The following is a 22,129-nucleotide window of genomic DNA, read 5'->3' as shown; positions in this document are numbered from 1 at the left end:
AGCTAGGGCGTCGCCTGCTTTTTAGGCGCTCGCATCAGCTGAATCGGGCCGGTGCGTAGGGCCCGAGGTCGACGTTCGTGCCGTGCCCGGTGATCGCGCGCGCCAGAAGACGGCCGGTGGCAGGCCCGGCGGTAAGCCCCACGTGATGATGGCCGAAGCCCGCCCAGGCACCGCGCAGCCCCGGAACGGGTCCGACCAAGGGCAGCGAATCGGGCAGGGCCGGGCGGTGCCCCAGCCACGCGCTCTCGTCCAGCCATGTCAGGCCGGGCAGGGCGGCGCGCGCCAGCCGTCGCAGCAGGTCGACAGGCGCGCGCGACGGGCCGGCCTTCAGGCCGCCGATCTCGAGCACGCCGGCCAGCCGCAGGCGTCCCTCCATCGGAGTCATCACGAACTGCCCGGCCGCGACCATGGTGGGCGCCCGCGGCGTCACCGACGGCTCCCACAGGTCGAGGTGGTATCCGCGCTCGGATTCAAGCGGCACGCGCAGGCCGAGCCGCCGGCACAGCGGCCCGGACCATGCGCCCGAGGCGATCACGACGTCGTCGCACGGGATGGTCTCGCCGCCCGCGAGCACGCCGGTCACGCGTCCGCCGTCTTGCGCGATGTCCGTCGCCTCGGCCCGGATCAGGCGGGCGCCATTCGCCACCGCGTGGTCGGCGAGCGCGCGGACATAGGCGCCCGGATCGCGGATGTGGCCGTGGCCGGGCAGGGCGACGCCGAAGCGCGTTTCCTCGGAAAACGCGGGGTCGTAGGCCGCCAGGGCCTCGCGGTCCATCTCGGTCCAGGTGAACCCGGCCTCGCGTCTCAGCCGCCATCCCAGCGCGGCCGCCTCGAAGGCGGCGCGGTCGGGGAAGACGTGCAGGTAGTCCGACGGCACCACGTAACGCGCCGCCGGGGTGCCATCGCTCAGCGCCTGATGCTCGGCCAGGCTGTCGCCGGTCAGCGCGGCCATCGCGCGGGCGATGCGCGTCGTCTCGTCCAGGCGAGCATGGGACAGGTAGCGCAGCAGCCACGGCAGGGCGCGGGGCAGGTAGGGCCAGCGCAGGAACAGCGGCCCGTCGCGCGACAGCAGCTTGCCCGGGATCGACGGGATCAGGCCCGGCCCCGTGACCGGGACGAACCCCGACGAGGCCAGAACCCCGCCGTTGCCGAAGCTCGCGCCCGATCCCGGCTGAGCGCGATCGATCAGGACGACGTCGCAGCCTTCGTGCTGCAACCACAGCGCGGTCGAGACGCCGACGATGCCGGCGCCCACGATGGCGACTGTTCTTCGGGTTTCAGCCACGCTTCACCTCCTTGTCGGAGGCTCATCTTCCCCGTCCCGGCGGACGCTTGCAACGGTCTCTCGCCTAGAACGGAACCTGCTGCGCCTTGCCCGACTCCAGCGCGAGGTCGACCACTTTCGCCGCCACGGCGAGGTCTTGCAGGCCGACGCCCGTGCCGTCGAAGAGCGTGATCTGGTCGTCGCCCGTCCGGCCCTTGGCCTTGCCCTCGATCACCGCGCCGATGGGGGTGATGTCCGACTCCGCGATCAGCCCCTCGGCCACCGCGTGCTGCGCCTCGCCGAGGCTGACGGACTGCGCGACCTCGTCGGTGAAGACCGACGCCTTGGCCAGAAGCTGCGCGTCGACCTCCTGCTTGCCCTTGGTGTCGGTGCCCATGCAGGCGATATGCGTGCCGGGCGTGACCCAGTCGGCCATCAGCTGCGGCTCGAAGCTGGACGTGATGGTGATGATCACGTCGGCCTGCGCACACAGCTCCTCGCGGTCGACCGCCTCGAAGGGCAGGCCCAGTTCCTTGGCGGTCTTTTCCAGGCGCGGCAGCATCTCGGGGTGATAGTTCCAGCCGACGACCTTCTCGAAGTCGCGCTGCGCGCAGGCGGCGCGCATCTGGAAGGCCGACTGGTGCCCGGCGCCGACCATGCCCAGAACCGTCGACTCCTTCCGAGACAGGTGCGCGATCGACACGGCCGAGGCGGCGGCGGTGCGCAAAGCGGTCAGCAGGTTGCCGCCCACCAGCGCTTTCACACGCCCCGTATCGGCGTCGAACAGGATCACGGTCGACTGGTGATTGGTCAGGCCGCGGTCCGCGTTGCCGGGCCAGTAGCCCCCGGATTTCAGCCCCAGCGACAGGGCCGACTTGTCGAAGCCCGACTTGAAGCCATAGAGCGCATCCGCACGGCCGATCGCTTCGCGGATCACGGGAAAGTTGTAGGCGTCGCCGCGCGCCATTGCGGCGAAGGTCGCCTCGACCGCCTCGAATGCCGATGCCGCGTCCATCAGGCCCGCGATCTCGGATTCGGGGACGATGGTGACCATGTGCTGGGTGCTGCTGTCCTTGGCGTTCATCGGGGTCCTCCTGTCGGGTGGGGCTTGCACGCCCCGTTATGAAAAAGGCGCCGCGCGGGTCACACGCGGCGCCAGGCCGGTCGCGGGGCGGCATGCGCCGGCCCGCTCAGGGAAATCAATAGGCCTTGCCGCGCGCGCTGACGGGCCACACCGTTTCGACCTTGCCGCCGCGCACGCCGACGTACCAGTCGTGCACGTTGCAGGTCGGGTCGCAGTGGCCGGGCACCAGCTTCAGCTTCTCGTTGATCTTGAGGACGTGCTTGGGGTCCTCGATCACGCCGTGCTCGTCGCTGCACTTGACGTATTGCACGTCGTCGCGCCCGTAGATGAAGGGCAAGCCGCTGTCCACGGACTGCGCCTTGAGGCCCGCGTCGCAGATCGCCTTCTGTTCCTTCGCGTGGGACATGACGCTGGTCAGCAGGAACAGCGCGTTCTCCCATTCGCCCTGGTCGATGCGATTGCCGTCCTTGTCGAGGATGCGGCCGTAATCGGCGTCCATGAAGGCGTAGCTGCCGCACTGCAGCTCGTTGTAGACGCCCGAGTTGCTCTCGAAGTAGTAGCTGCCGGTGCCGCCGCCGCCGACGATGTCGCACTCCAGCCCCTCGGCCTTCAGGCCTTCGACCGCGTCCTTCACCATTGCGATGGCCACGTCGACCTTGGCCTTGCGGTCCTCGTAGCTGTCCATGTGCTGCATGGCGCCCTGGTAGGCCTGCAGGCCCGCGAATTTCAGGCCGGGCGCCGCATCGATCGCCTTTGCGATGCGCACGACATCCTCGGTCGTCGTCACGCCGCAGCGGCCCGCGCCGCAATCGATCTCGACCAGGCACTCGATCTCGGTGCCGTGCTTCTGCGCGGCGGCCGACAGGTCGGCCACGTTTGCCTCGTCGTCGACGCAGCAGATCGTGCGCGCGCCGAGCTTCGGCATCCGCGCCAGCCGGTCGATCTTGGCCGGATCGCGCACCTGGTTCGAAACCAGCACGTCCTTGATGCCGCCGCGGGCGAAGACCTCGGCTTCGGATACCTTCTGGCAACAGACGCCGACGGCGCCGCCAAGCTCGATCTGAAGCTTCGCGACGTCGACCGACTTGTGCATCTTGCCGTGCACGCGGTGGCGCATGCCGTGCTCTTTCGCGTAGTCGCCCATCTTCTTCACGTTGCGCTCGAGCGCGTCGAGGTCGAGCATCAGACAGGGCGTCTGGATGTCCGCTTCGTCCATGCCGGGAAGGGCGGGAATGTCGAAGCCCACTTCGAAGTCGTCGAGATTGCTCACGTCTTTCATCTGTCTTCTCCCTTCATGAGCGCGGTGGCGCGGGTTTCTGGCCGGGCGTCCTGCCGGGCGGGGCAGGACGGGCAAAAGTTTCCTATCGGAAACATATCGGCCCGGGCGGCGGAGATTCAACCGTGTTTCACGACCCGCCGGCGCGGGACCGTCAGGAGCCGACCACCCTGCGGTGCCGGACGGTTGTTAATAGCCGACCACCCAGGGCAGCTTGTCCAGATCCACGTTGCCGCCTGTGATGATCACGCCGACGCGTTTGCCGCGGAACACGTCCGGGTTCTTCAGGATCGCGGCCAGCGGAGGCGCGCAGGACGCCTCCATCACGATCTTCATGCGCTTCCAGGTCAGCTTCATCGCGTCGACGATCTCGTCCTCTGAGGTGGTCAGGATGTCGGTCACGTGGTTCGACACGAAGTGCCAGGTCAGGTCCTTCAGCGGCACCTTGAGCCCGTCAGCCACCGTGTCCGGCGCGTCGTCGGCGATGATGTGCCCGGCCTTGAAGCTGCGCATCGCGTCATCGGCGTTTTGGGGCTCGGCCGCGTAGATCTTCACGTCGGGGGCGAGCGTCGACAGCGTCAGGCAGCAGCCCGAGACCATGCCGCCACCACCGATGGGAGCGATCACGGCGTCGAGCCCGCCGCCGTCCATCTCGTCGATCTGCTCCATCAGCTCCTTCGAGCACGTCCCTTGGCCGGCGATCACGCGCGGGTCGTTGTAGGGATGCACGAACTCGGCGCCGGTCTCCTCCTGCACCTCGGCAAAGGTCGCCTCGCGGCTCGACGTCGACGGTTCGCACTCGGTGATGATGCCGCCGTAACCGCGCACGGCGTCCTTCTTGGCTTGGGGCGCGGTGCGCGGCATGACCACGTGGCACGGGATGCCCCGGCGCCCGGCCGCGTAGCTCAGCGACAGCGCATGGTTACCCGAGGAATGCGTGGCGACCCCCTTGTCGCACATCTCCTCGCTCAGCCCGAAGACCGCGTTCGACGCCCCGCGCACCTTGAAAGCGCCGGCCTTCTGGAAGTTCTCGCATTTGAAGAACAGCTGCGCCCCGGTCAGCTCGTTCAGCATCGACGAGGTCAGCACCGGCGTGCGGTGGATGTAGGGCTTGATCCGCTCGTGCGCGGCCAGCATGTCCTCGTAGGTCGGAATGTTCATCGTGTCCTTCATTGCGCGGCCATCCTTTCCGGTTGCGTCCCGTGACGATAGACAGCCTGCGCCGCCGCGACGCCCGAGCCAAGCGAGATGTCCAGCCCGAGATCGACCATCACCATCTCGGCCGTGGCGATACCCGACAACGCCATGGCGTCGGTCATCGAACCCAGGTGTCCGATGCGGAACACCTTGCCCGCGACGTCGCCGAGGCCTGTTCCGAAGGCCATGCCGTAGTCGCGGGCCGCGACCTCGACGATGCGCGAGGCGTTGAAGCCGGCGGGCGTGCGTATGGCGGTCACGGTGTTCGAGTAGAGATCGGGCGACTTCGCGCACAGCGCCAGCCCCCAGGCCCCCGCGGCCGCGCGGACCCCGTCGGCGATGCGCGCGTGGCGGGCGAAGACGTTCTCCATTCCCTCGTCCAGCAGCATCCGCGTCGACAGCTTCAGCCCGTTCAGCAGACCGACGGCCGGCGTGTAGGGATAGGCGTTCGCGGCATAGCCGTTGCGCATGTCGTCGATGGAGAAGAACGTGCGCGGCAGCGTGGCGGTCTTCGACGCGGCGACGGCCTTGTCCGAGAAGCCGACGATCGCCAGACCCACCGGCAGCATGAACCCCTTCTGCGACCCGGTGACCGCGACGTCGACGCCCCAGCCGTCGAACTCGAACGGCATCGAGCCGATCGAACTGACGCCGTCGACCATCAGCAGCGCGCCGTGGCCCGCCGCGTCCAGTGCGCGCCGAACCGCCGCGATGTCCGACACGACGCCGGTCGCGGTCTCGTTGTGCGTGGCCAGCACGGCCTTGATCTCGCCCGCCTTGTCGGCGCGCAGCGCGTCCTCGAATGCGGCGATCGGCAGGCCCTCGCCCCACTCGACGTCGATCTGCGTCACGGTCAGGCCGAAGCGCTGGCACATGTCGATCCACTTGTGGCTGAACATGCCGTTGCGCGCCGCCAGCACCCGGTCGCCGGGCGACAGCGTGTTGGCGATCGCCACCTCCCAACCGCCGGTGCCCGAGGCGGGAAAAATGAACGTCTCGCCCGTCTCCTGCGCAAGCACGCGGCGTGTCCCGTCGAGCGCCGGGTGCAGGATGTCCGCGAAGGCAGGCGAGCGGTGGTCCATCGTCGCCATGTCGCAGGCCTTGCGGATCGCATCCGGGATGTTCGTCGGGCCGGGAATGAAGACCGGGTTCTGCAGGCTCATGGACGCTCCTCCTTGGTTGACGGACGCTACCCGTGCGCGCGTGCCTGAGTCGATTTTTTTGAAATCTTTTTTCGGACTGGTTTCCGCCCAAGTTTTTACCTTGATTCAAACGCTTGCATTTTCCACGATGAGAAAAATCATTTCATTCCGGGGTCGAAATGGCCGAGGCACAGGACGGAACAGGGCAAAGGCGGGCGCGTGGGCGGCCGCGATCCTGGTCCGACACCACGGACCAGAACCGCATAAAGTCGCTCGACCGCGCCATGGCGGTGCTCGAACGGCTGTCGGAACTGGGCGGCGCGACCCTGTCCGACCTTGCCGAGGCGACGGACCATGCGCCGGCCTCGCTCTACCGCATTCTCGTGACCCTCGAGGGGCGCGGCATGGTCGATTTCGACCCGGCGCCGCAGACCTGGCACATCGGCGCGAGCGCGTTCCGCATCGGCTCACGCTTCCTGCGCCGCACCTCGCTGGTTGAGCGCGCGCGCCCGGCGCTGCGCGCGCTGATGGAGGCCACGGGCGAGACCGCGAACCTCGGCATCGCGCGCGACGGGCATGTGCTGTTCGTCAGCCAGGTCGAGACGCACGAAAGCATCCGCGCCTTCTTTCCACCGGGGACCATGTCGCCGATGCATGCCTCGGGAATCGGCAAGGCGCTGCTGGCCCAGCTGCCGCCCGAACGCGCGGCGCGGATCGCCGCCAGGCACGGGCTGGAACGCTTCACCGGTCGCACCCTGACCGCGCCAGATGCGCTGGCCGCCGACCTTGCCCAGACCCGCCGCCGCGGCTACGCGATCGATGACCAGGAAAAGACCCGCGGCATGCGCTGCATCGCCGCGCCGATCTTCGACATGCACGACGAGGCGGTGGCGGGCCTGTCGATTTCGGGTCCCGCCGACCGCCTGCCCGACGACGCGATCCCTTCAATCGGGGCGAAGGTGATCGAGGCCGCTGCGTCTGTCAGCCGCAGTCTCGGAGCAACGCGGGTGTCGTCCGTCTGAACCTATCCGGTATACGGCTGCGCGCTGGGCAGGGCCCGAACCGGGGGTGCGGGGGCGCAGCCCCCGCAAATGAGAGAGCGAGCCGCAAGGCGCGCTCCGCTTGTCGAAAACCCGAAGGGACGCGCGTCAGGCGACCTTTTCCAGCCGCGCCTCGGGGGTGGCCCCGATCGCGTGGCACACGTCGCGCGTCAGTTCGGGTCGGTTGAGCGTGTAGAAATGCAGCTTGTCCACGCCCTCGTCGATGAGGTCCGAGCACATTTCGGTGCACAGCGCCGTCGCCAGCAGGTCCGACCGCCCGTCGCGGCCTGCCTTCTCGAAGGCGTCGCAGACCCAGGCCGGAATCTTCGTGCCGCAGCCTTCGGCGAAGCGGCGCGCACCCTTCCAGTTCTCGACCGGGAAGATGCCCGGCACGATCGGCTTGTCGATGCCGGCCTTCACGCAGGCGTCGCGGAAGCGCAGGAAGGTCTCGGTCTCGAAGAAGAACTGCGTGATCGCCTCGGAGGCGCCGGCATCCAGCTTCCGCTTGAGCCAGTCGATGTCGGCCTGGGCGTCGGCCGCCTCGGGGTGCTTGTCGGGATAGGCGCCGACGCGGATGTCGAAATTGCCCTCGGCCGACAGCGCCTCGATCAACTCGACCGAGTTGGCGAAGCCGCCCGGGTGCTGCGTGAAGCCGGCAGCGCCCTTCGGCGGATCGCCCCGCAGCGCCACGATGTCGCGCACGCCCGCGGCCTTGAAGCCGCGCGCGATCTCCAGCGTCTCGTCCTTCGTCGCCTCGACGCAGGTCAGGTGCGCGGCGGTGCGCAGGCCGGAATGCTTGGTCAGCGTCGCCACCACGTCGCGCGTGAGGTCGCGGGTGGTGCCGCCCGCGCCGTAGGTCACCGACACGAAGCGCGGGCTCAGCGGCGCCAGCACGTTGACCGTGTCCCACAGGCGGAACGTCGCCTCGATGTTCTTGGGCGGGAAGAATTCGAAGGAAATCTCGGGGCGGGGCATGTACGGCTCCTGTCTGCGTTGCCCGACTTGTGGCACGACCGCGCATGTGAGACAAACTCATAAATCTCATCACCAACATGAGCTGCACATGCATATCGAGTTTCGCCACCTGCGCACGATCAAGGCCATCCACGAGGCGGGCGGCGTCGCGCGCGCGGCCGACCAGCTCAACATCACCCAGTCCGCGCTAAGCCACCAGATCAAGGGGCTCGAGGATCAGGCGGGGGTCGAGCTGTTCATCCGCCGCTCGAAACCCATGCGCCTTTCGCCCGCCGGCATGCGGCTGCTGCGGCTGGCCGAACAGGTCCTGCCGCAGGTCGAGGCGCTGCAGGCCGAGTTCTCGGGCCTGCGTGACGGCAAGTCCGGCCGCCTGCACATCGCCATCGAGTGCCACGCCTGTTTCGAATGGCTGTTTCCGGTGCTCGAGGCGTTCCGCAAGTCCTGGCCCGACGTCGACGTCGACATCCGCCCCGGCCTTGCCTTCGACGCGCTGCCCGCGCTGATGAAGGAGGACGTCGACGTGGTGATCTCCTCCGACCCCGAGGAGTTGGGCGGCGCCACCTTCACGCCGCTCTTCGACTACAGCCCGGTCTTCGTCGCCGCCGCGACGCATCCGCTGGCCGAAAAGCCGTTCATCGAGGCCGAGGATTTCCGCGGCCAGACGCTGATTACCTACCCGGTGGAACGGTCCCGGCTGGACATCTTCAGCCAGCTGCTCACCCCGGCCAAGGTCGAGCCCGCCGCGATCCGGCAGGTCGAGCTGACGGCCGTGATCCTGCTGCTGGTCGCGTCGAACCGCGGCGTGTCGGTGCTGCCCGACTGGGTCGTGCGCGAGGTGAAATACAGCTCGGACTACGTGACCCGTCCGCTGACCGAGACGGGCCTGACCCGCAGGCTTTATGCCGCGACCCGGACCGGCGATCTGGGCAAGCCTTACATGTGCGACCTGATCGACTTGGCCGGGCGCGAGGCGCGGCGCCTGCAGGCGGCCTAGGCGGCCCGCAGGCTGATCACGGCCCCACCGGCGATGCGCGCATCGTCGGGGTCGTGCGTCACCAGCAGCGCGGGGATGCCCAGCCGCGCCACGTGATCGCGCGTGAAGGCGCGCATCTCGTCGCGCAGCCCCGCGTCGAGCTTCGAGAACGGCTCGTCCAGCAGCAGCGCCAGCGGCTCGGCCAGAAGCGTGCGCATCAGCGCGGCGCGCGCCCGCTGGCCGCCGGACAGGGTCGCCGGATCGCGCGCCGCCATGCCCGGCATGCCCGCCTGGTCCAGCGCACGCTCGACCGCGGCTCGCCGCGCCGTGCGCCCGCGCACCCGGCGCGCCAGGCCGAAGGCGAGGTTGTCGCCGACCGACAGGTGCGGGAACAGGACGGCGTCCTGGAACATCAGCCCGATGCGCCGCGCCTCGGGTGGCAGGTGGGTCACATCGCGTCCGCCGAGCACCACGCGCCCCTGCATCGCGAAGCCGTGCGCCAGGTGCCCTGCCACGGCGTCGAGCAGCGTGGATTTGCCCACGCCCGACGGTCCCATCACCGCCGCCATCTCTCCGCCCGCCACGGACAGCGACACCGGCGGGAACAACGCCGCGCGGCCGCGCGGGCAGACGGTCAGCGCCTCGATCTCCAGCGTCATGCCGCACCGCCCAGCAGCGCGCGGCGGTTCCGGAAGGCCAGCCCAGGGATCGCGAAGGCCGCGATGTAGGCCGCGAAGGGCAGGGCGGCCTGAAGGCTGGCATAGGCCGCCGCGATGCGCCGGTCCGACCCCGACGACAACGTCACAGCCTCGGTCGTCAGAGTGGCGACACGCCCTGCGCCCATGAACAGCGTGGGCAGGTACTGCGCGACCGACACGGCCACGCCCACCGCGGCCGCCGTCAGCAAGGGCGCCAGCAAGACCGGCAGCTTCACGGCGACCAGCCGCCGCCAGGGCCCCGCGCCCAGCGACGCCGCCGCGCGCGGCAGCCGCGAGTCGAGCGCGCGCCACGGGGCCGATAGCGTGATCATCACGTAGGGGAAGACGAACAGCGCCTGCGCCCAGGCAACCGCGAACAGGTCCGCGCCCAGCCCAAACCGCAGGAACAGCACGTTCAGCCCGTAGAGGAACCCGATCTGCGGCAGCAGCAGCGGCAGGTAGATCAGCGCCTCGGCCCAGCCGGCGCGGCCCCGGCGCGCGCGGTCCTCGCCTTCCAGCCACGCGATCGCCAGCACCAGCGAGGCGACCGTCGTTAAACCGGCGAGCGTCAGCGTGTTGAACACCGCGCTGTCCCAGCCGCCGCTGGCCATCTGCCACGCGCGCCACGACCAGCTTTCGGGCAGCGGCGCGGGCCATGGCCAGCGGAAGGCGACCGACCAGACCACCAGCGACGCCATGGCCAGCGCCCCCAGCGTCAGCAGCGCCGCGCCTGCCGCCGCCGCCCCGCGCAGCAGCGGCTCGGCCGAGCTGCCGCGCCCGCCCGCGCGGATCCACCACAGGCCCACCGCGCGGGCGCCGCGTTCGGCCAGCAACAGCGCGGCGAAGCTGCCGACAACCAGCCCCAGCTGTACCAGCGCGCCCGCCGAGGCCGGCAGCAGCCTGAAGATGTCCGGGTCCGAAAACATGCGCGTCAGCATCACCGCCAGCGTCGGCGGATTCGACGGCCCGAGGATCAGCGCCATGTCCACGATCGACAGCGAATACGCCAGAACGACCATTACCGGCAGGCGGATCAGTGGCCAGACCTGCGGCACGATCACCTTCATCCATACGAGCCCGCGCCCGTAGCCCAGCGAGCGGCCCGTCGCCATCGCCTCGCGCAGCGGGATCTGCGTCAGCGCCGACAGCAGCATCAGCACGAGGAACGGCATCTCCTTCACGATCAGGCCCGCGATCAGCGCCAGGCCCCACGGATCGCCCACCAGCGCCAGGTCGGGCGGGCGGTCCCAGCCCAGAAGCGGCGCCAACGCCCGCGCGATCCAGCCGGACGGAGCGATGGTGAAGGCCAGCCCGATTGCCAGCGCCGCGTGCGGGGCCGCCAGGAACGGCGCCAGCAGCCGCGCGCCGCTTGCGCCCGACAGGCGGTGATATGCCACCGCACAAAGCCCCAGCGCCGACACCAGCGACAGCGCCGTCGCCGCCACCCCGGTCCCCAGGCTCAGCAGCACGGCGCGGCCGATTCCAGGCTCGTCCAGCAGGTCCGCGAAGGGCGCAAGGCTCGGCCCCGTCGCTCCGATTGTCGGGAAATGGCCGAAGGCGGCGCGCAACGTCTCCGACAGCCCCGCGGCGATCGGCAGCAGCAGGCCCAGTGCCACAGCCGCCAACACCCCGGCCCGGAGCGCGCGCCCCTCGGGGCGGGGCATCTTGCGCATGTCGTCGCCCGCGCGGGTCACCGCGTGTAGCGTTCGGTCCACGCCTCGGTCAGACGGGTCATCCAGCTGGCGTGCGGCTCGAGCAGCGTGTCGCCCAGTTCATCGAGCGCGGGAAGCGCCGGCGCGTCCGGCAGCGCGTCGAAGGCGGTCTGCGCCTCGGCGTCCAGCGTCTCGGGGTCGAGCACCGAGTATGAGCCCAGCACCTCGATGTTCTGCATGTGCGCCTGCGTTTCAGGCGCGAGCAGGAAGTTCGCCACCACCATCGCGCCCTCGGCGTGGGCGGCGTTGTAGGGTATCGCGACGAAGCTGACATTGCCCAGGCTGCCCTCGTCGGGGACGAAGACGCGCGCGGTTTCGGGCAGCAGGCCCTGCTGGATCAGCGACGCGGCGGCCGCCGGGTCGAACGCCATCGAGATGTCAACCTCGCCGTCGTTCAGCAACTGGTGCTGCACGGATTCGTTTTCCGGAAAGCTTTCGCCGTCGCGCCACAGGTTCGGGCGCAGCGCGTCGTACCACGCCCACAGCGGCTCCGCCGCCGCCTGCCACGCCTCGTCGGTGACCGGCTGCTGCAGCGCGTAGCGGTCCGGCGCAAGCTCGATCAGCGCCTGCTTGAGGAACGTGGCGCCCATGAAGTTCGACGGGTCCGGATGCGTCAGACGGCCGGGATTGGCCTCGGCCCAGTCGACCATCGCCGCCATCGAGGCGGGCGGCGCGTCTACCCGAGCCTGATTGTGGATGAACACGAACTTGGCCAGTCGCCACGGGCTTTCCATGCCCTCGACCGGCTCGGTGAAGTCGACCGCGGCGGGCGCATCCGCGGAGAGGTCGACATACTGGCTGTTGGGCAGGTCCGACACGAACGGCCCGTAGAGCAGATCCTGATCCTTCATGGTCAGGAAGTTCGGCCCGTTGATCCAGATGAGGTCGACCGAGCCGTCATCGTCCCTTCCGGCGGCCTTCTCCGACACCACCCGCGTCACCGCCTCGGCCGTGTCCGACAGCTTCACGTGCTCGACCGACACGCCATACAGTTCCTCGGTCCGTTCGCCGACCCACTCGATGAAGGCGTTGGTGCGCCCGTCGCCGCCCCAGGCGTTCCAGTAGACGGTCTGCCCGCGCGCCTCGTCCAGGATCTCTTGCCAGTCCTGCGCGGCCGCCGGCAGGGCGAGGGCGGTCAGAAGGGCGGTGGTCAGGGTCAGGCGCATGCGGGCTCTCCTAGCGTCAGATGGTTCAGTCGGGGGCGAAGGCGATCCAGCCCTGCCGCCAGCGCAACAGGGTGGATATGGCGCAAGCCGCGGCGAAGGCCAGCGCGATGACGGGAAAAGCGTCCGGAAACAGGCACATGAGCACGAAAGCCGCGATCGTCTCGAAGCCCTCGGTCAGCCCGCCGAGGTAGTAGATACCCTTGGTCGGATAGCGCGGCGCGGTCCGGCCCGCCTCGGACGCCTGCGCCGCCACGGCGGCGAAGGCCAGAAAGGACGACCCCGTCCCGACGAAGGCCGCGATCAGCGCTGCAGCAGGCAGGGCGTTGGTCTCGGGCGCGTGCAGCGCGAAGCCCAGCGGCACCAGCGCGTAGAAGACGAAGTCCAAAGCGATGTCGAGGAACGCGCCGCGCCGGGTTGGCGTCGTCAGCCGCGCCACCGCGCCGTCCAGCCCGTCGCACAACCGGTTCAGCGCGATCAGCAGCAGCGCGATCCCGAACGCTCCGAATGCCAGCGCGACAATTGCGGCCAGACCCAGAGCGAAGCCCGCCAGCGTGATTCTGTCGGGCGAGACACCCCGCGCCGCCAGCCACACCGCCGCCGGCTGCAGGGCCCGGCGCTGCAATGGCAGGATCGCAGCGTCGATCATGCGGCATCTCCGGCGGCAAACGGGCCGGGGCGTGGCAGGGTCCTTGAACGGGCGGTCACACGGGGTCTCCTGACGTGGCGGCGCCAGTATGGGGAACCAGAGCGGGCGTGCAAAGACAAGGTGCCAACGCTCACGCCGGCGTGTCGCGCGTTTCAACGCGCCGCGCCGTCTCGCCTTTCGCACGCCGCCGGCGTATCCCGGCGGAAAAACGAGGGAGAATGCGATGATCCTTTACGGACTGGCCAGCTGCGACACCTGCCGCAAGGCGCGCAAGGCGCTTCCCGACGCCGATTTCGTCGACGTGCGCAGCGACGGCGTGCCGCGCGACGTCGTGGTCGCGGCGCAGGACCGCTTCGGCGACCGGCTGCTCAACACCCGCTCGACCACGTGGCGCGGCCTGCCCGAGGCCGAGCGCGCGCGCCCGCCGCTGGACCTGATCGAGGATCACCCGACGCTGATGAAACGCCCGTTGATCGTCGACGGCAGCCGGATGGTGCTGGGCTGGGACAAGGCGGCGCAGGCCGAGATGGGCGTCGTCTAGGCCCGCCGCGCTTTCTTCTCTCTGAAAATATCCCGGGGGAGCGCCGCAGGCGCGGGGGCAGAGCCCCTTTAGCCAGCGAGCAAGTGCGCCGCCGAACGTCCGTCCGGCGGCGCCAAATGTTCAGCGCAGGTCGGGCGCCGTCGCGTCCTTGGCCAGATCGGCGACCAGGTCCGCCAGCGGCACGACCGAGGTCTGCTTCTCGCCCAGCCGGCGCACGGTGACGGTCTTCTCCTCGACCTCGCGGTGGCCAACGGCCAGGATCACCGGCACCTTGCCGACCGAATGCTCGCGCACCTTGTAGTTGATCTTCTCGTTGCGCAGGTCGGCCTCGGCGCGGATGCCCGCCTTCTGCAGCTGCGCCACCGCGTCCTGCACGTATTCGTCGGCATCCGAGGTGATCGAGGCCACGACCACCTGCCGCGGCGCCAGCCAGAAGGGCAGCTTGCCGGAATGCTCCTCGATCAGGATGCCGATGAAGCGCTCGAACGACCCCAGGCAGGCGCGGTGCAGCATGAACGGGCGCTTCTTCTCGCCGTCCGGCGCCACGTAGGACGCGCCCAGACGCTCGGGCAGGTTCGGGTCCACCTGGAAGGTGCCGCACTGCCACACCCGGCCGATCGCGTCCGTCAGGTAGAAGTCGAGCTTCGGCCCGTAGAAGGCGCCATCGCCGGGTTCGAGCACGTAGTCGCGGCCCACCGCCTTGATCGCGTTCTCGAGCGCGTTCTCGACGTAGTCCCAGCTTTCTTCCGAACCGACACGCTTTTCGGGGCGCGTGGCGAAGCGGATCTCGAACTCGGGGAAGCCGAGCTCGCGGTAGACGCCGGCGAGGAAGTCGATGAAGCGGGCGCACTCCTCCTGGATCTGGTCCTCGGTGCAGAAGATGTGCGCGTCGTCCTGGGTGAAGCCGCGCACGCGCATGATGCCGTGCAACGCGCCCGACGGTTCGAACCGCGCGCAGGACCCGAATTCGGCCAGCCGCAGCGGCAGGTCACGATAGGATTTCAGGCCCTGGTTGAACACCTGAACGTGGCAGGGGCAGTTCATCGGCTTCAGCGCGTTGATCCGCGTGTGGGCGTTGCTTTTCGCGCTGGCGTCGTCGTTCTCGCCGTCGCGGCTTTCGTCGACCTCGACGATGAACATGTGGTGCTGGTACTTGTCCCAGTGACCCGAGGCTTCCCACAGCTTGCGGTCGACGACCTGCGGCGTGTTGATCTCGCGATAGCCGCCGGCGCGCTGCTTGCGGCGCATGTAGTCCTGCAGTTGCGTGTAGATCGTCCAGCCGTTCGGGTGCCAGAAGACCTGGCCGGGCGCTTCCTCCTGCATGTGGAACAGGTCCATCTCGCGGCCCAGCTTGCGATGGTCGCGCTTCGCGGCTTCCTCGAGGAAATTCAGGTGGTCCTTCAGTTCCTGCCGGTTGCGGAAGGCGACGCCGGTGATGCGTTGCAGCATCGGCCGGTCGGTCTGCCCGAACCAGTGCGCGCCCGACACGCTCATCAGCTTGAAGGAATCGGCCGGAAGCTGGCCGGTGTGCTGCAGGTGCGGGCCGCGGCACAGGTCCTGCCAATCGCCGTGCCAGTACATGCGGATCGGCGCCTCGGCCGGAATGCGGTCGATCAGCTCGATCTTGTAGGGCTCGCCCAGCTTCTCGTAGTGGGCGATGGCGCGGTCGCGGTCCCAGACCTCGGTACGCACCGGATCGCGGGCGGCGATGATCTCCTTCATCCGCGCCTCGATCTTGCCGAGATCCTCGGGCGTGAACGGCTCGGCCCGGTCGAAGTCGTAGAACCAGCCCTTGTCGGTGACGGGGCCGATCGTGACCTTGGTGTCGGGCCAGATCTCCTGCACGGCGCGCGCCATGACGTGGGCCAGGTCGTGCCGGATCAGCTCCAGCGCCGCGTCCTCGTCGGACAGCGTGTTGATCGCGACGGTGGCGTCACGGTCGATGGGCCATTGCAGGTCCCAGTGCACGCCGTCGACCATGGCGGACACGGCTTTCTTGGACAGCGACTTGGAAATCTCGGCCGCGATGTCGGCGGGGGTCACGCCGGCCGGAAACGGCCGCGCATTGCCGTCGGGAAAGGTTACGGTGATCTGGGGGGAAGCGGAATCAGGGGCCATCGGCCTTGCTCCTCGTCGGTTTGGCGCCCACGGAACGCCCGGTTGCGGGTTATGTGTCCGCGCGGTTTGACCGGCCTGTGTCGGCCTGTCAAGCGCGGCGCGGCGACGGCCCCCTTGGCATCGCGGCCGCGGCTTGTAGGGTGGCGCGCATCCGGCACCGGGACAGCAAGGGACAGCATGCCATCCACGATCCATGGGCCACGCGGCGACCGCCTCGCTTATGTCCACACGCCGGGGCAGGGGCCCTGCATCGTCTTCCTGTCCGGCTATCGCTCGGACATGGAGGGCACCAAGGCGGTGCATCTCGAGGCCTGGGCCAAGGCGCAGGGCCGCGCTTTCCTGCGGCTCGACTATGCCGGGCACGGCCAGTCAGGCGGTGTGTTCGAGGACGGCTGCATCGGCGACTGGGCCGCCGACGCCGAGGCGGTGATCGGCCACGCGACCGACGGACCGGTGATCCTGGTGGGCTCGTCCATGGGCGGCTGGATCGCCTGCATCCTCTCGCAGCGGCTGAACGTGGCGGGTTTCGTCGGCATCGCCGCCGCCCCCGACTTCACCGAGGATGGGTTCTGGGCCGGCTTCTCGGACGCCGAACGCCGCGCGGTGATGGAGCAGGGCGGGATCGAGCAACCCTCGGCCTACGAGGATCCCTACATCGTCACGCGCAAGCTGATCGAGGATGGGCGAGAAAACCTTGTGCTGCGCAAGCCGCTGCCGATGCCGTGGCCGGTACGCCTGCTGCAGGGCACCGAGGACGAGGCGGTGAAGCGCGAGACGGCGCTGGCGCTGCTGGATCACATCGACGGTGCCGACGTGCGGCTGAGCCTGGTCAAGGGCGCCGATCACCGCTTCTCGACGCCCGAATGTCTGGCACTGGTGGAAGAGGCGATCGCGGGGATCGGCGACTGACGGTCTGGACCATTGCCCGACGCCGCCCGGGATGTCACAGAAGCCCGCGACACGCATGAAGGGAAACGCGGTGAAGGGTTTCGATCCGAGGTTCAAGGATTATCCGGATTATCTCATGGCGGTCAGCCGCGAGATCTGGGAAGAGCGCCGCCTCGCCGGCAGGCTGGCGGAACTTTACCATCCCCAGGTCACGCTGCGCGACGCCGGCGGCCTGCTGCACGGCGAGACCGGCGTCGCAGGATCGATCCTGCCGGTGCTGGCCGCGCTGCCGGGAATGCGCCTGCTGTCCGAGGACGTGATCTGGTCGGGCACGCCGCAGGTGGGGATGCTGGGCTCGCAGCGGCTTCTGGCGCAGGGGCGGCATGCGGGCGCGGGGCTGTATGGCCCGCCCTCCGGTCGGCTGCTGGCGTGGCGCATGCTGACCGACAGCTATGCCAAGGACAACCGAATCAGCGACGCCTGGCAGGTTGCGGACACCGCCGCGATCCTCGCGCAGCTGAGCTTTGACCCCGATGACTGGGCGGCCCGCCGCGCGGATGCGCGTGACCCCGAGACGCAGCCCTTCCGGCCGGCGATCGACGACCCCGGCCCCTATACCGGGCAGGGCAACGACAACCACTGGGGCACCGCCTTCTCCGACCTTCTCGACCACGTGATGCAGGGCGCCTACTCGGCCATCCCCGACCAGTACGACCGCGCCTGCACGCTGGCCTATCCCGGCGGCACGACGGCGCACGCGCCGGACGCGGCCGAGGCGTTCTGGCTGGGTCTGCGCGCGTCCTTCCCGTCGGCCACGTTCACGATCCACCACCGCATCGGCATGGAAGAGCCGCTGCTGCCGCCGCGCGCCGCGATCCGCTGGTCGCTGCAGGGCCGGCACGACGGCTGGGGAGCGTTCGGCGCGCCCTCGGGCGCCGAGGTGCACGTGATGGGCATCAGCCATGCCGAATTCGGCCCGTGGGGCCTGCGCCGGGAATTCACGCTTTACGACGACACCGCGATCCGGATGCAGATCGCCGCACATCGCGGCTGAGGCGGCGCGCGGGCCGATTTGCATTGACCGCGCCCCGCCGCGAGGTCTATCGGCCCCTTGCGTGGAAGGCCGGGCGGCCGCCGGCGCGGGCCCGTCCCGTGTCGGAGGAAAGTCCGGACTCGATGAAGCGCCGGTGCCGGGTAACGCCCGGGCGGGGCAACCCGACGGAAAGCGCCACAGAAAACAGACCGCCCGTCACGCGTGACGGGTAAGGGTGAAACGGTGGGGTAAGGGCCCACCGGGGGCCTGGCGACAGGACCCGCATGGCAAGCCCCACCGGGAGCAATGCCGCATAGGGATCGCGCGCCGCAAGGCAGGGCCGCTTCAGCCTCAGTGATCCGGGTTGGCAGCAAGAGCCGCGCGGCGACGCGCGGCCCAGATGAATGGTCGCCCAAGGGCGCAAGCCCTGGACAGGATCCGGCTTACAGGTCTTCCACGCACGATACCGCCGGCCCGGTGGAATACCGGTTGACTCGGCACCCGTTGTCCGTAGAAGGCGGGGTTCAATGGATTCCACGCGCAGGCCCTCTGCGCGTTCGACGGAGAGCGACAATGGCAAAGCCGACCACCATCAAGATCCGCCTGAACTCGACCGCGGGCACGGGCCACTTCTACGTGACCAAGAAGAACGCGCGTACGATGACCGAGAAGATGACCATCCGGAAATTCGACCCGGTCGCGCGCAAGCACGTCGAGTACAAGGAAGGCAAGATCAAGTAAGCCGCACGGCCGGGCGCGTCCGCGCCCGTTGATCTTATCCCGAATGCAAGAAAGGGCCGCCGGAAGCACCGCGCGGCCCTTTCTTGTGGCGCACGGCGTGCTACTCTCCGCGCATGTCCCAGACGCTGACCATCCGTACCGCCACGATCGCCGACGCCGCCGCGCTGGACGGGCTGTTCCAGCGCAGCTTCATGACGCTTCTGAAGGGGGATTACCCGCCCTCGGCGGTGATTTCGGCGCTGCCGGTCATCGGGCACGCGCAGCCGGCGCTGATCCGCTCGGGCTACTTCTTCGTTGCGGAACGCTCCGATCGCATCGTCGGCGCGGCCGGCTGGTCGTTCGAGCCGCCGGGCGGCCGCCGCGGGTTGCGGGGCATGGGCCACATGCGCCACGTGGCGGTCGAGCCCGCGCACATGCGCATGGGGATCGGCAGCGCGCTGGTCGATCATGTCATGCGCCAGGCCCGCCGTGCCGCCGTGATCCGCATGCTGTGCCAGAGCACCCGCAACGCGGTGCCGTTCTACACCGCCATGGGCTTCACCGCGCAGGCCGAAACGGTGCTCGATTTGCCCGGCGGCGTTGCCTTTCCCTGCGTGGCGATGGCGACGGACCTCTAGAAAATTCACCTGAACAAACGAAAAGGGCCGGTCTTTCGACCGGCCCTTCGTTTGTCTGGTGCGTCGGCTTGGCCGCTATTCCTGCTGCCCCATGAACATCAGGAGGAACTGGAACATGTTCAGGAAGCTAATGTAGAGGCTCAGCGCGCCGTCATAGGCCGCCTTGTCCAGCCATTCCTGATCGCCGTGGGCCGCGTGCGCCACGTAGGTGTTCTTGATCTCCTGCGTGTGCCATGCGGTCAGACCTGCGAAGATCAGCACACCGATCGCCGAGATCGCGAACATCATCGCCGGCGATTGCAGGAAGATGTTGACGATCATCGCGATGACCAGGCCGATCACGCCCATGATCAGGAACGACCCCCAGCCCGAGATGTCGCGCTTGGTGGTGTAGCCCCAAAGCGACAGACCCGCGAACGCGATCGCCGTGACCAGGAAGGTCTGCACGATCGAGAACGACGTGAACACGATGAAGATCGAGCTCAGCGAAAGGCCGATCAGCGCAGCGAAGACGAAGAAGCCCAGTTGCACGCCGGCGGCCGAACTCTTGCGCATCAGCGCCGTCCAACCGAAGAAGATGAAGCCCAGCGGGGCGAGCATGATCACCCAGCGCAGCGGGCTGGTATAGATCGCGGCGCCGAGGCCGGTCAGCATCGAGCCGTTGACCAGTTGCCCGACGGCCTGCGACGGATCGGTCGTGGTCGCGAGACCGGCGATCGCCCAGGCGGCAAGCGCCGTGATCAGCATGCCCACGGACATCGTGCCGTAGACCTTGTTCATGTGCGAGCGAAGACCCGCGTCGATCCGCTCGGCGCGTGCGCCAGAGACGCCAGCCGTGCGGATCGTGTCGTATTCAGCCATCAAAGCCTCCTTGTCGAACCCTGTTGCGCCTGTTTTTCAGCGCCTCCGCGCGCGTGCGCGGTGGATGTCCGACATATTGGATGTCGGACGCTGTAATTCAAGCATGACGGACCGGGGTGCGACGAAAGGGACGCGTAAAAGGCCGATCAGTCGTCGAGGTCCCAGAACGGGCGCGCCGCTTCGCGGTGCGCTTCGCCCGGCGTGATACCGATGTCGTTCAGCGCCCGGGCATCGAGCCCGGCAAGGTCGCGCCGCTGGCGCGACACGGCGATCCAGCGCAGGACGGTCAGGCCGAAATTGCCCGAAGGCCGGTAGGCGGGGATGAACGCGGTCGGTGCGACAGTGCGGATCATGATGCAATCCTTCAATTTTCGTGATGCAAGCGGTAGAGGTCATTTCTATCCTTGATCCAGATGCCAATCCGTGGTCCATTTGTGAAACGAATGTTATTGACGTCACCCATCACGGATCGTGATCAATGCGGAACCTCGACATCACCACCCTGCGCTCTTTTGCGGCGGTCGCCGAAGCCGGGGGCGTGACCCGCGCCGCCGGCTTCCTCAATTTGACGCAATCGGCGGTGTCGATGCAGCTGAAGCGGCTCGAGGAATTGCTGGGGCTCGAGCTTCTGGAACGCTCGGGGCGGGGCATCAGCCTGACGCCCGCCGGCGCGCAGCTTCTCGGCTACGCGCACAAGATGATCGCGTTGAACGACGAGGCTTACGCACGCCTCACCCACCAAACTTGGGAAGGCGAGATCGTGCTCGGCGTGCCGGTCGACATCGTCTACCCGGTGATTCCGCGCGTGCTGCAGCAGATGGAACGCACGCATCCCCGCGTGAAGGTGCAACTGGTCAGTTCCTACACCAACGAGCTGAAGAAGACGTTCGCGCGCGGCGAGGCCGACGTGATCCTGACCACCGAGGACACGAACGGCCCCGGCGCCGAGACGCTGGCCCGCGTGCCGCTGCGCTGGATCGGCGCGCCGGACGGGCAGGCGTGGAAGGGCCGGCCGCTGCGGCTGGCCTTCTGCCGCTATTGCGGGTTCCGGCCCGGCGCGCTCACGCGGCTGGACGCCAAGGGGATCGACTGGGAGATGGCGGTCGATTCGGACAACGACCGCACGGTCGAGGCGACGGTCAGCGCAGATCTCGCGGTGACCACCAGCCTCGAAGGCCACGCACCGCCGCAGCTGGCCTATATCGACGCAGGCAGCGGGCTGCCCGATCTGGGGCTGCAGCGCGTCAACCTCTATTGCGGCGCCGGCAAGTCCGAGATCGTGCACGCCATGGCCGAGGCTCTGCGCCAAGGCTTTGCCGCGATGTCGGCGACCCCGGCGGCGGCCTGAAACTGGTTCAGACGCCCACTTCGGGACCGTAGCACAGCATCGGCTCGTCGGACTGATTCGCCTCGTACAGCACCGTCGACGTCGGATCGCCGGCGAACTCAGCGCGCAGGCCGTCGCCCTCGCGGTAGAACGCCCAGCATTGCGGGTCGGGCCGGTCCTCGTAGACGAAACAGATCTGCCCGGCGTCCTCGTACCAGTAGCCGTCCTTGCACTCGCCATCGAGGAAGGACCACGTCACCTGCCGGTCGTCGCGGTAGCGTTCGGCCCCGTAGGGCTGGCCGCTCAGGCCAAAATACAGCGTCTTGTCCTCGACATAGGCCTCGAACTCGGCGGCGGACATCCCGTCGGCCGCCATTAGCGGGGCGGCGGCGAGGCTCAGGATCAGGGAAAGCGCGTGTTTCATGCCGCCCACCTTGGCAAAATCCCCTGGGCAGGGGAAGCACATGGTGAACGCTTCGTTAATGCCGTTGTTCCACAGGTACCGGCGGCGCCGTTTCCGCGCCGCCCGACCAGACCCGCGCGCGGTGGTCCATCACCCCGAACCACAGCGGCGGCAGCAGCGCGATCACCGCCATCACCGGCAGCGAGTGCGGCAGCATCGGCATCGCCTCGCGGTCAAGCTCGAGCCCCGGATAGGCGCGGGCCGGACGCGCGTGGTGATCGGAATGGCGCGGCGCGTTCAGCATCATGGCCGACGAAAAGCCGTGCGGCGCGTTCCAGCTGTGCCGCGCGCCGACCGGCTCCAGCCGCCCGTCCGCGCGCCGCTGCCGGCGCAACCCGTAATGCTGAACGTAATCCGACAGCAGCAA

General features: G+C 68.7%; 23 protein-coding genes and 1 other RNA gene. 9 read left to right on the top strand and 15 right to left on the bottom strand.

What is annotated here, in order from left to right; genetic code table 11:
• Positions 1-34: 34 nt before the first annotated feature.
• The 5 genes from ACFDTC_RS05935 to bhcA form a co-directional block, all read right to left on the bottom strand.
• On the bottom strand, positions 35-1,285 hold the full coding sequence (locus ACFDTC_RS05935) for an NAD(P)/FAD-dependent oxidoreductase (RefSeq protein ID WP_375257957.1): 1,251 nt from the start codon (positions 1,283-1,285) through the stop codon (positions 35-37).
• Positions 1,286-1,349: 64 nt separating this feature from the next.
• Positions 1,350-2,348: an iminosuccinate reductase BhcD gene (gene bhcD, locus ACFDTC_RS05930; protein ID WP_375257956.1), complete on the bottom strand. Its 999-nt coding sequence runs from the start codon at positions 2,346-2,348 to the stop codon at positions 1,350-1,352.
• A gap of 115 nt (positions 2,349-2,463) precedes the next feature.
• The gene (gene bhcC / locus ACFDTC_RS05925) at positions 2,464-3,627 is read right to left on the bottom strand and encodes a 3-hydroxy-D-aspartate aldolase BhcC (RefSeq protein ID WP_375257955.1); all 1,164 of its coding nucleotides are present in this window, start codon (positions 3,625-3,627) and stop codon (positions 2,464-2,466) included.
• A 186-nt stretch (positions 3,628-3,813) separates the two neighbouring features.
• Positions 3,814-4,797 (bottom strand): beta-hydroxyaspartate dehydratase BhcB, encoded by a 984-nt coding sequence (gene bhcB / locus ACFDTC_RS05920; protein WP_375257954.1) that lies wholly within the window; start codon positions 4,795-4,797, stop codon positions 3,814-3,816.
• Positions 4,794-5,984: an L-aspartate--glyoxylate aminotransferase BhcA gene (gene bhcA, locus ACFDTC_RS05915; RefSeq protein ID WP_375257953.1), complete on the bottom strand. Its 1,191-nt coding sequence runs from the start codon at positions 5,982-5,984 to the stop codon at positions 4,794-4,796. The genes bhcB and bhcA overlap by 4 nt, the downstream gene beginning before the upstream one ends.
• Positions 5,985-6,142: 158 nt before the next feature.
• Between bhcA and bhcR the strand changes: the two genes are divergently transcribed.
• Positions 6,143-6,985 carry an HTH-type transcriptional regulator BhcR gene (gene bhcR, locus ACFDTC_RS05910; RefSeq protein ID WP_375257952.1) on the top strand — a complete coding sequence of 281 codons (843 nt, stop codon included), beginning with the start codon at positions 6,143-6,145 and terminating at the stop codon, positions 6,983-6,985.
• A 126-nt stretch (positions 6,986-7,111) separates the two neighbouring features.
• Here the strand turns inward: bhcR and metF are convergent, their stop codons facing one another.
• On the bottom strand, positions 7,112-7,978 hold the full coding sequence (metF, locus tag ACFDTC_RS05905) for a methylenetetrahydrofolate reductase [NAD(P)H] (protein ID WP_375257951.1): 867 nt from the start codon (positions 7,976-7,978) through the stop codon (positions 7,112-7,114).
• 88 nt (positions 7,979-8,066) lie between these two features.
• Between metF and ACFDTC_RS05900 the strand changes: the two genes are divergently transcribed.
• Positions 8,067-8,972 carry a LysR family transcriptional regulator gene (locus ACFDTC_RS05900; RefSeq protein ID WP_375257950.1) on the top strand — a complete coding sequence of 302 codons (906 nt, stop codon included), beginning with the start codon at positions 8,067-8,069 and terminating at the stop codon, positions 8,970-8,972.
• Here ACFDTC_RS05900 and ACFDTC_RS05895 read toward each other — a convergent pair.
• Genes ACFDTC_RS05895 through ACFDTC_RS05880 form a run of 4 tightly spaced genes read right to left on the bottom strand, consistent with a single transcriptional unit; the run spans position 8,969 to position 13,173 of the window.
• Entirely contained in the window at positions 8,969-9,610 is a 642-nt protein-coding gene (locus ACFDTC_RS05895) for an ATP-binding cassette domain-containing protein (RefSeq protein ID WP_375257949.1), read from the bottom strand. The genes ACFDTC_RS05900 and ACFDTC_RS05895 overlap by 4 nt on opposite strands.
• A complete protein-coding gene (locus ACFDTC_RS05890; RefSeq protein WP_375257948.1) occupies positions 9,607-11,364 on the bottom strand; it encodes an ABC transporter permease in 1,758 nt (585 codons plus the stop codon). Before ACFDTC_RS05890 ends, ACFDTC_RS05895 begins: the two co-directional genes overlap by 4 nt.
• Entirely contained in the window at positions 11,340-12,527 is a 1,188-nt protein-coding gene (locus ACFDTC_RS05885) for an ABC transporter substrate-binding protein (RefSeq protein ID WP_375257947.1), read from the bottom strand. Before ACFDTC_RS05885 ends, ACFDTC_RS05890 begins: the two co-directional genes overlap by 25 nt.
• 25 nt (positions 12,528-12,552) lie before the next feature.
• Complete coding sequence (locus tag ACFDTC_RS05880; protein ID WP_375257946.1) at positions 12,553-13,173, bottom strand: CDP-alcohol phosphatidyltransferase family protein; 621 nt, start codon at positions 13,171-13,173, stop codon at positions 12,553-12,555.
• Positions 13,174-13,396: 223 nt separating this feature from the next.
• Here ACFDTC_RS05880 and ACFDTC_RS05875 point away from each other — a divergent pair, with 223 nt between their 5' ends.
• Entirely contained in the window at positions 13,397-13,714 is a 318-nt protein-coding gene (locus ACFDTC_RS05875; RefSeq protein WP_375257945.1) for an arsenate reductase family protein, read from the top strand.
• Positions 13,715-13,834: 120 nt separating this feature from the next.
• Here ACFDTC_RS05875 and thrS read toward each other — a convergent pair whose 3' ends face one another.
• Entirely contained in the window at positions 13,835-15,832 is a 1,998-nt protein-coding gene (gene thrS / locus ACFDTC_RS05870) for a threonine--tRNA ligase (protein WP_375257944.1), read from the bottom strand.
• A 177-nt stretch (positions 15,833-16,009) separates the two neighbouring features.
• Between thrS and ACFDTC_RS05865 the strand changes: the two genes are divergently transcribed.
• The 5 genes from ACFDTC_RS05865 (at position 16,010) to ACFDTC_RS05845 (ending at position 19,111) form a co-directional block, all read left to right on the top strand.
• The gene (locus ACFDTC_RS05865; protein ID WP_375257943.1) at positions 16,010-16,741 is read left to right on the top strand and encodes an alpha/beta hydrolase; all 732 of its coding nucleotides are present in this window, start codon (positions 16,010-16,012) and stop codon (positions 16,739-16,741) included.
• A gap of 55 nt (positions 16,742-16,796) precedes the next feature.
• Positions 16,797-17,774: an ester cyclase gene (locus tag ACFDTC_RS05860; protein ID WP_375257942.1), complete on the top strand. Its 978-nt coding sequence runs from the start codon at positions 16,797-16,799 to the stop codon at positions 17,772-17,774.
• A 61-nt stretch (positions 17,775-17,835) separates the two neighbouring features.
• An RNA gene (rnpB, locus tag ACFDTC_RS05855) (RNase P RNA component class A) lies at positions 17,836-18,215 on the top strand.
• A 111-nt stretch (positions 18,216-18,326) separates the two neighbouring features.
• A complete protein-coding gene (gene rpmG, locus ACFDTC_RS05850; RefSeq protein WP_005856346.1) occupies positions 18,327-18,494 on the top strand; it encodes a 50S ribosomal protein L33 in 168 nt (55 codons plus the stop codon).
• 113 nt (positions 18,495-18,607) lie between these two features.
• Positions 18,608-19,111 carry a GNAT family N-acetyltransferase gene (locus ACFDTC_RS05845; RefSeq protein WP_375257941.1) on the top strand — a complete coding sequence of 168 codons (504 nt, stop codon included), beginning with the start codon at positions 18,608-18,610 and terminating at the stop codon, positions 19,109-19,111.
• A 75-nt stretch (positions 19,112-19,186) separates the two neighbouring features.
• On the opposite strand, the gene ACFDTC_RS05840 is transcribed toward ACFDTC_RS05845, so the two are convergent.
• On the bottom strand, positions 19,187-19,972 hold the full coding sequence (locus ACFDTC_RS05840) for a Bax inhibitor-1 family protein (protein ID WP_375257940.1): 786 nt from the start codon (positions 19,970-19,972) through the stop codon (positions 19,187-19,189).
• Positions 19,973-20,118: 146 nt separating this feature from the next.
• Complete coding sequence (locus ACFDTC_RS05835; RefSeq protein ID WP_375257939.1) at positions 20,119-20,325, bottom strand: DUF1127 domain-containing protein; 207 nt, start codon at positions 20,323-20,325, stop codon at positions 20,119-20,121.
• Between the two features lie 125 nt (positions 20,326-20,450).
• Between ACFDTC_RS05835 and ACFDTC_RS05830 the strand changes: the two genes are divergently transcribed.
• Complete coding sequence (locus ACFDTC_RS05830) at positions 20,451-21,320, top strand: LysR family transcriptional regulator (protein WP_375257938.1); 870 nt, start codon at positions 20,451-20,453, stop codon at positions 21,318-21,320.
• Between the two features lie 7 nt (positions 21,321-21,327).
• Here the strand turns inward: ACFDTC_RS05830 and ACFDTC_RS05825 are convergent, their stop codons facing one another.
• Together ACFDTC_RS05825 and ACFDTC_RS05820 are read right to left on the bottom strand one after the other, a co-directional pair.
• Positions 21,328-21,723, bottom strand: coding sequence for a hypothetical protein (locus ACFDTC_RS05825; protein WP_375257937.1), 396 nt, complete (start codon positions 21,721-21,723; stop codon positions 21,328-21,330).
• 55 nt (positions 21,724-21,778) lie between these two features.
• On the bottom strand, positions 21,779-22,129 hold a 351-nt coding region (locus ACFDTC_RS05820), incomplete at its 5' end, for a fatty acid desaturase (protein WP_375257936.1).

This window comes from Citreimonas sp., from assembly GCF_042096055.1.
Lineage (GTDB): Bacteria > Pseudomonadota > Alphaproteobacteria > Rhodobacterales > Rhodobacteraceae > Citreimonas.
The sequence above is the reverse complement of the archived record's forward strand: the minus strand, read 5'-3'. Positions and strand labels throughout refer to the sequence as shown.

What these genes read in the sequence shown, in the direction of transcription:
- ACFDTC_RS05875 (WP_375257945.1), top strand. Translation starts at nt 13,397, where the DNA reads ATGATCCTTTACGGACTGGCCAGCTGCGACACCTGCCGCAAGGCGCGC.
- bhcC (WP_375257955.1), bottom strand. Translation starts at nt 3,627, where the DNA reads ATGAAAGACGTGAGCAATCTCGACGACTTCGAAGTGGGCTTCGACATT.
- ACFDTC_RS05830 (WP_375257938.1), top strand. Translation starts at nt 20,451, where the DNA reads ATGCGGAACCTCGACATCACCACCCTGCGCTCTTTTGCGGCGGTCGCC.
- ACFDTC_RS05860 (WP_375257942.1), top strand. Translation starts at nt 16,797, where the DNA reads ATGAAGGGAAACGCGGTGAAGGGTTTCGATCCGAGGTTCAAGGATTAT.
- bhcD (WP_375257956.1), bottom strand. Translation starts at nt 2,348, where the DNA reads ATGAACGCCAAGGACAGCAGCACCCAGCACATGGTCACCATCGTCCCC.
- bhcA (WP_375257953.1), bottom strand. Translation starts at nt 5,984, where the DNA reads ATGAGCCTGCAGAACCCGGTCTTCATTCCCGGCCCGACGAACATCCCG.
- metF (WP_375257951.1), bottom strand. Translation starts at nt 7,978, where the DNA reads ATGCCCCGCCCCGAGATTTCCTTCGAATTCTTCCCGCCCAAGAACATC.
- rpmG (WP_005856346.1), top strand. Translation starts at nt 18,327, where the DNA reads ATGGCAAAGCCGACCACCATCAAGATCCGCCTGAACTCGACCGCGGGC.
- ACFDTC_RS05900 (WP_375257950.1), top strand. Translation starts at nt 8,067, where the DNA reads ATGCATATCGAGTTTCGCCACCTGCGCACGATCAAGGCCATCCACGAG.
- ACFDTC_RS05865 (WP_375257943.1), top strand. Translation starts at nt 16,010, where the DNA reads ATGCCATCCACGATCCATGGGCCACGCGGCGACCGCCTCGCTTATGTC.
- ACFDTC_RS05845 (WP_375257941.1), top strand. Translation starts at nt 18,608, where the DNA reads ATGTCCCAGACGCTGACCATCCGTACCGCCACGATCGCCGACGCCGCC.
- ACFDTC_RS05880 (WP_375257946.1), bottom strand. Translation starts at nt 13,173, where the DNA reads ATGATCGACGCTGCGATCCTGCCATTGCAGCGCCGGGCCCTGCAGCCG.
- ACFDTC_RS05825 (WP_375257937.1), bottom strand. Translation starts at nt 21,723, where the DNA reads ATGAAACACGCGCTTTCCCTGATCCTGAGCCTCGCCGCCGCCCCGCTA.
- ACFDTC_RS05885 (WP_375257947.1), bottom strand. Translation starts at nt 12,527, where the DNA reads ATGCGCCTGACCCTGACCACCGCCCTTCTGACCGCCCTCGCCCTGCCG.
- ACFDTC_RS05895 (WP_375257949.1), bottom strand. Translation starts at nt 9,610, where the DNA reads ATGACGCTGGAGATCGAGGCGCTGACCGTCTGCCCGCGCGGCCGCGCG.
- ACFDTC_RS05835 (WP_375257939.1), bottom strand. Translation starts at nt 20,325, where the DNA reads ATGATCCGCACTGTCGCACCGACCGCGTTCATCCCCGCCTACCGGCCT.
- bhcB (WP_375257954.1), bottom strand. Translation starts at nt 4,797, where the DNA reads ATGAAGGACACGATGAACATTCCGACCTACGAGGACATGCTGGCCGCG.
- bhcR (WP_375257952.1), top strand. Translation starts at nt 6,143, where the DNA reads ATGGCCGAGGCACAGGACGGAACAGGGCAAAGGCGGGCGCGTGGGCGG.
- ACFDTC_RS05840 (WP_375257940.1), bottom strand. Translation starts at nt 19,972, where the DNA reads ATGGCTGAATACGACACGATCCGCACGGCTGGCGTCTCTGGCGCACGC.
- thrS (WP_375257944.1), bottom strand. Translation starts at nt 15,832, where the DNA reads ATGGCCCCTGATTCCGCTTCCCCCCAGATCACCGTAACCTTTCCCGAC.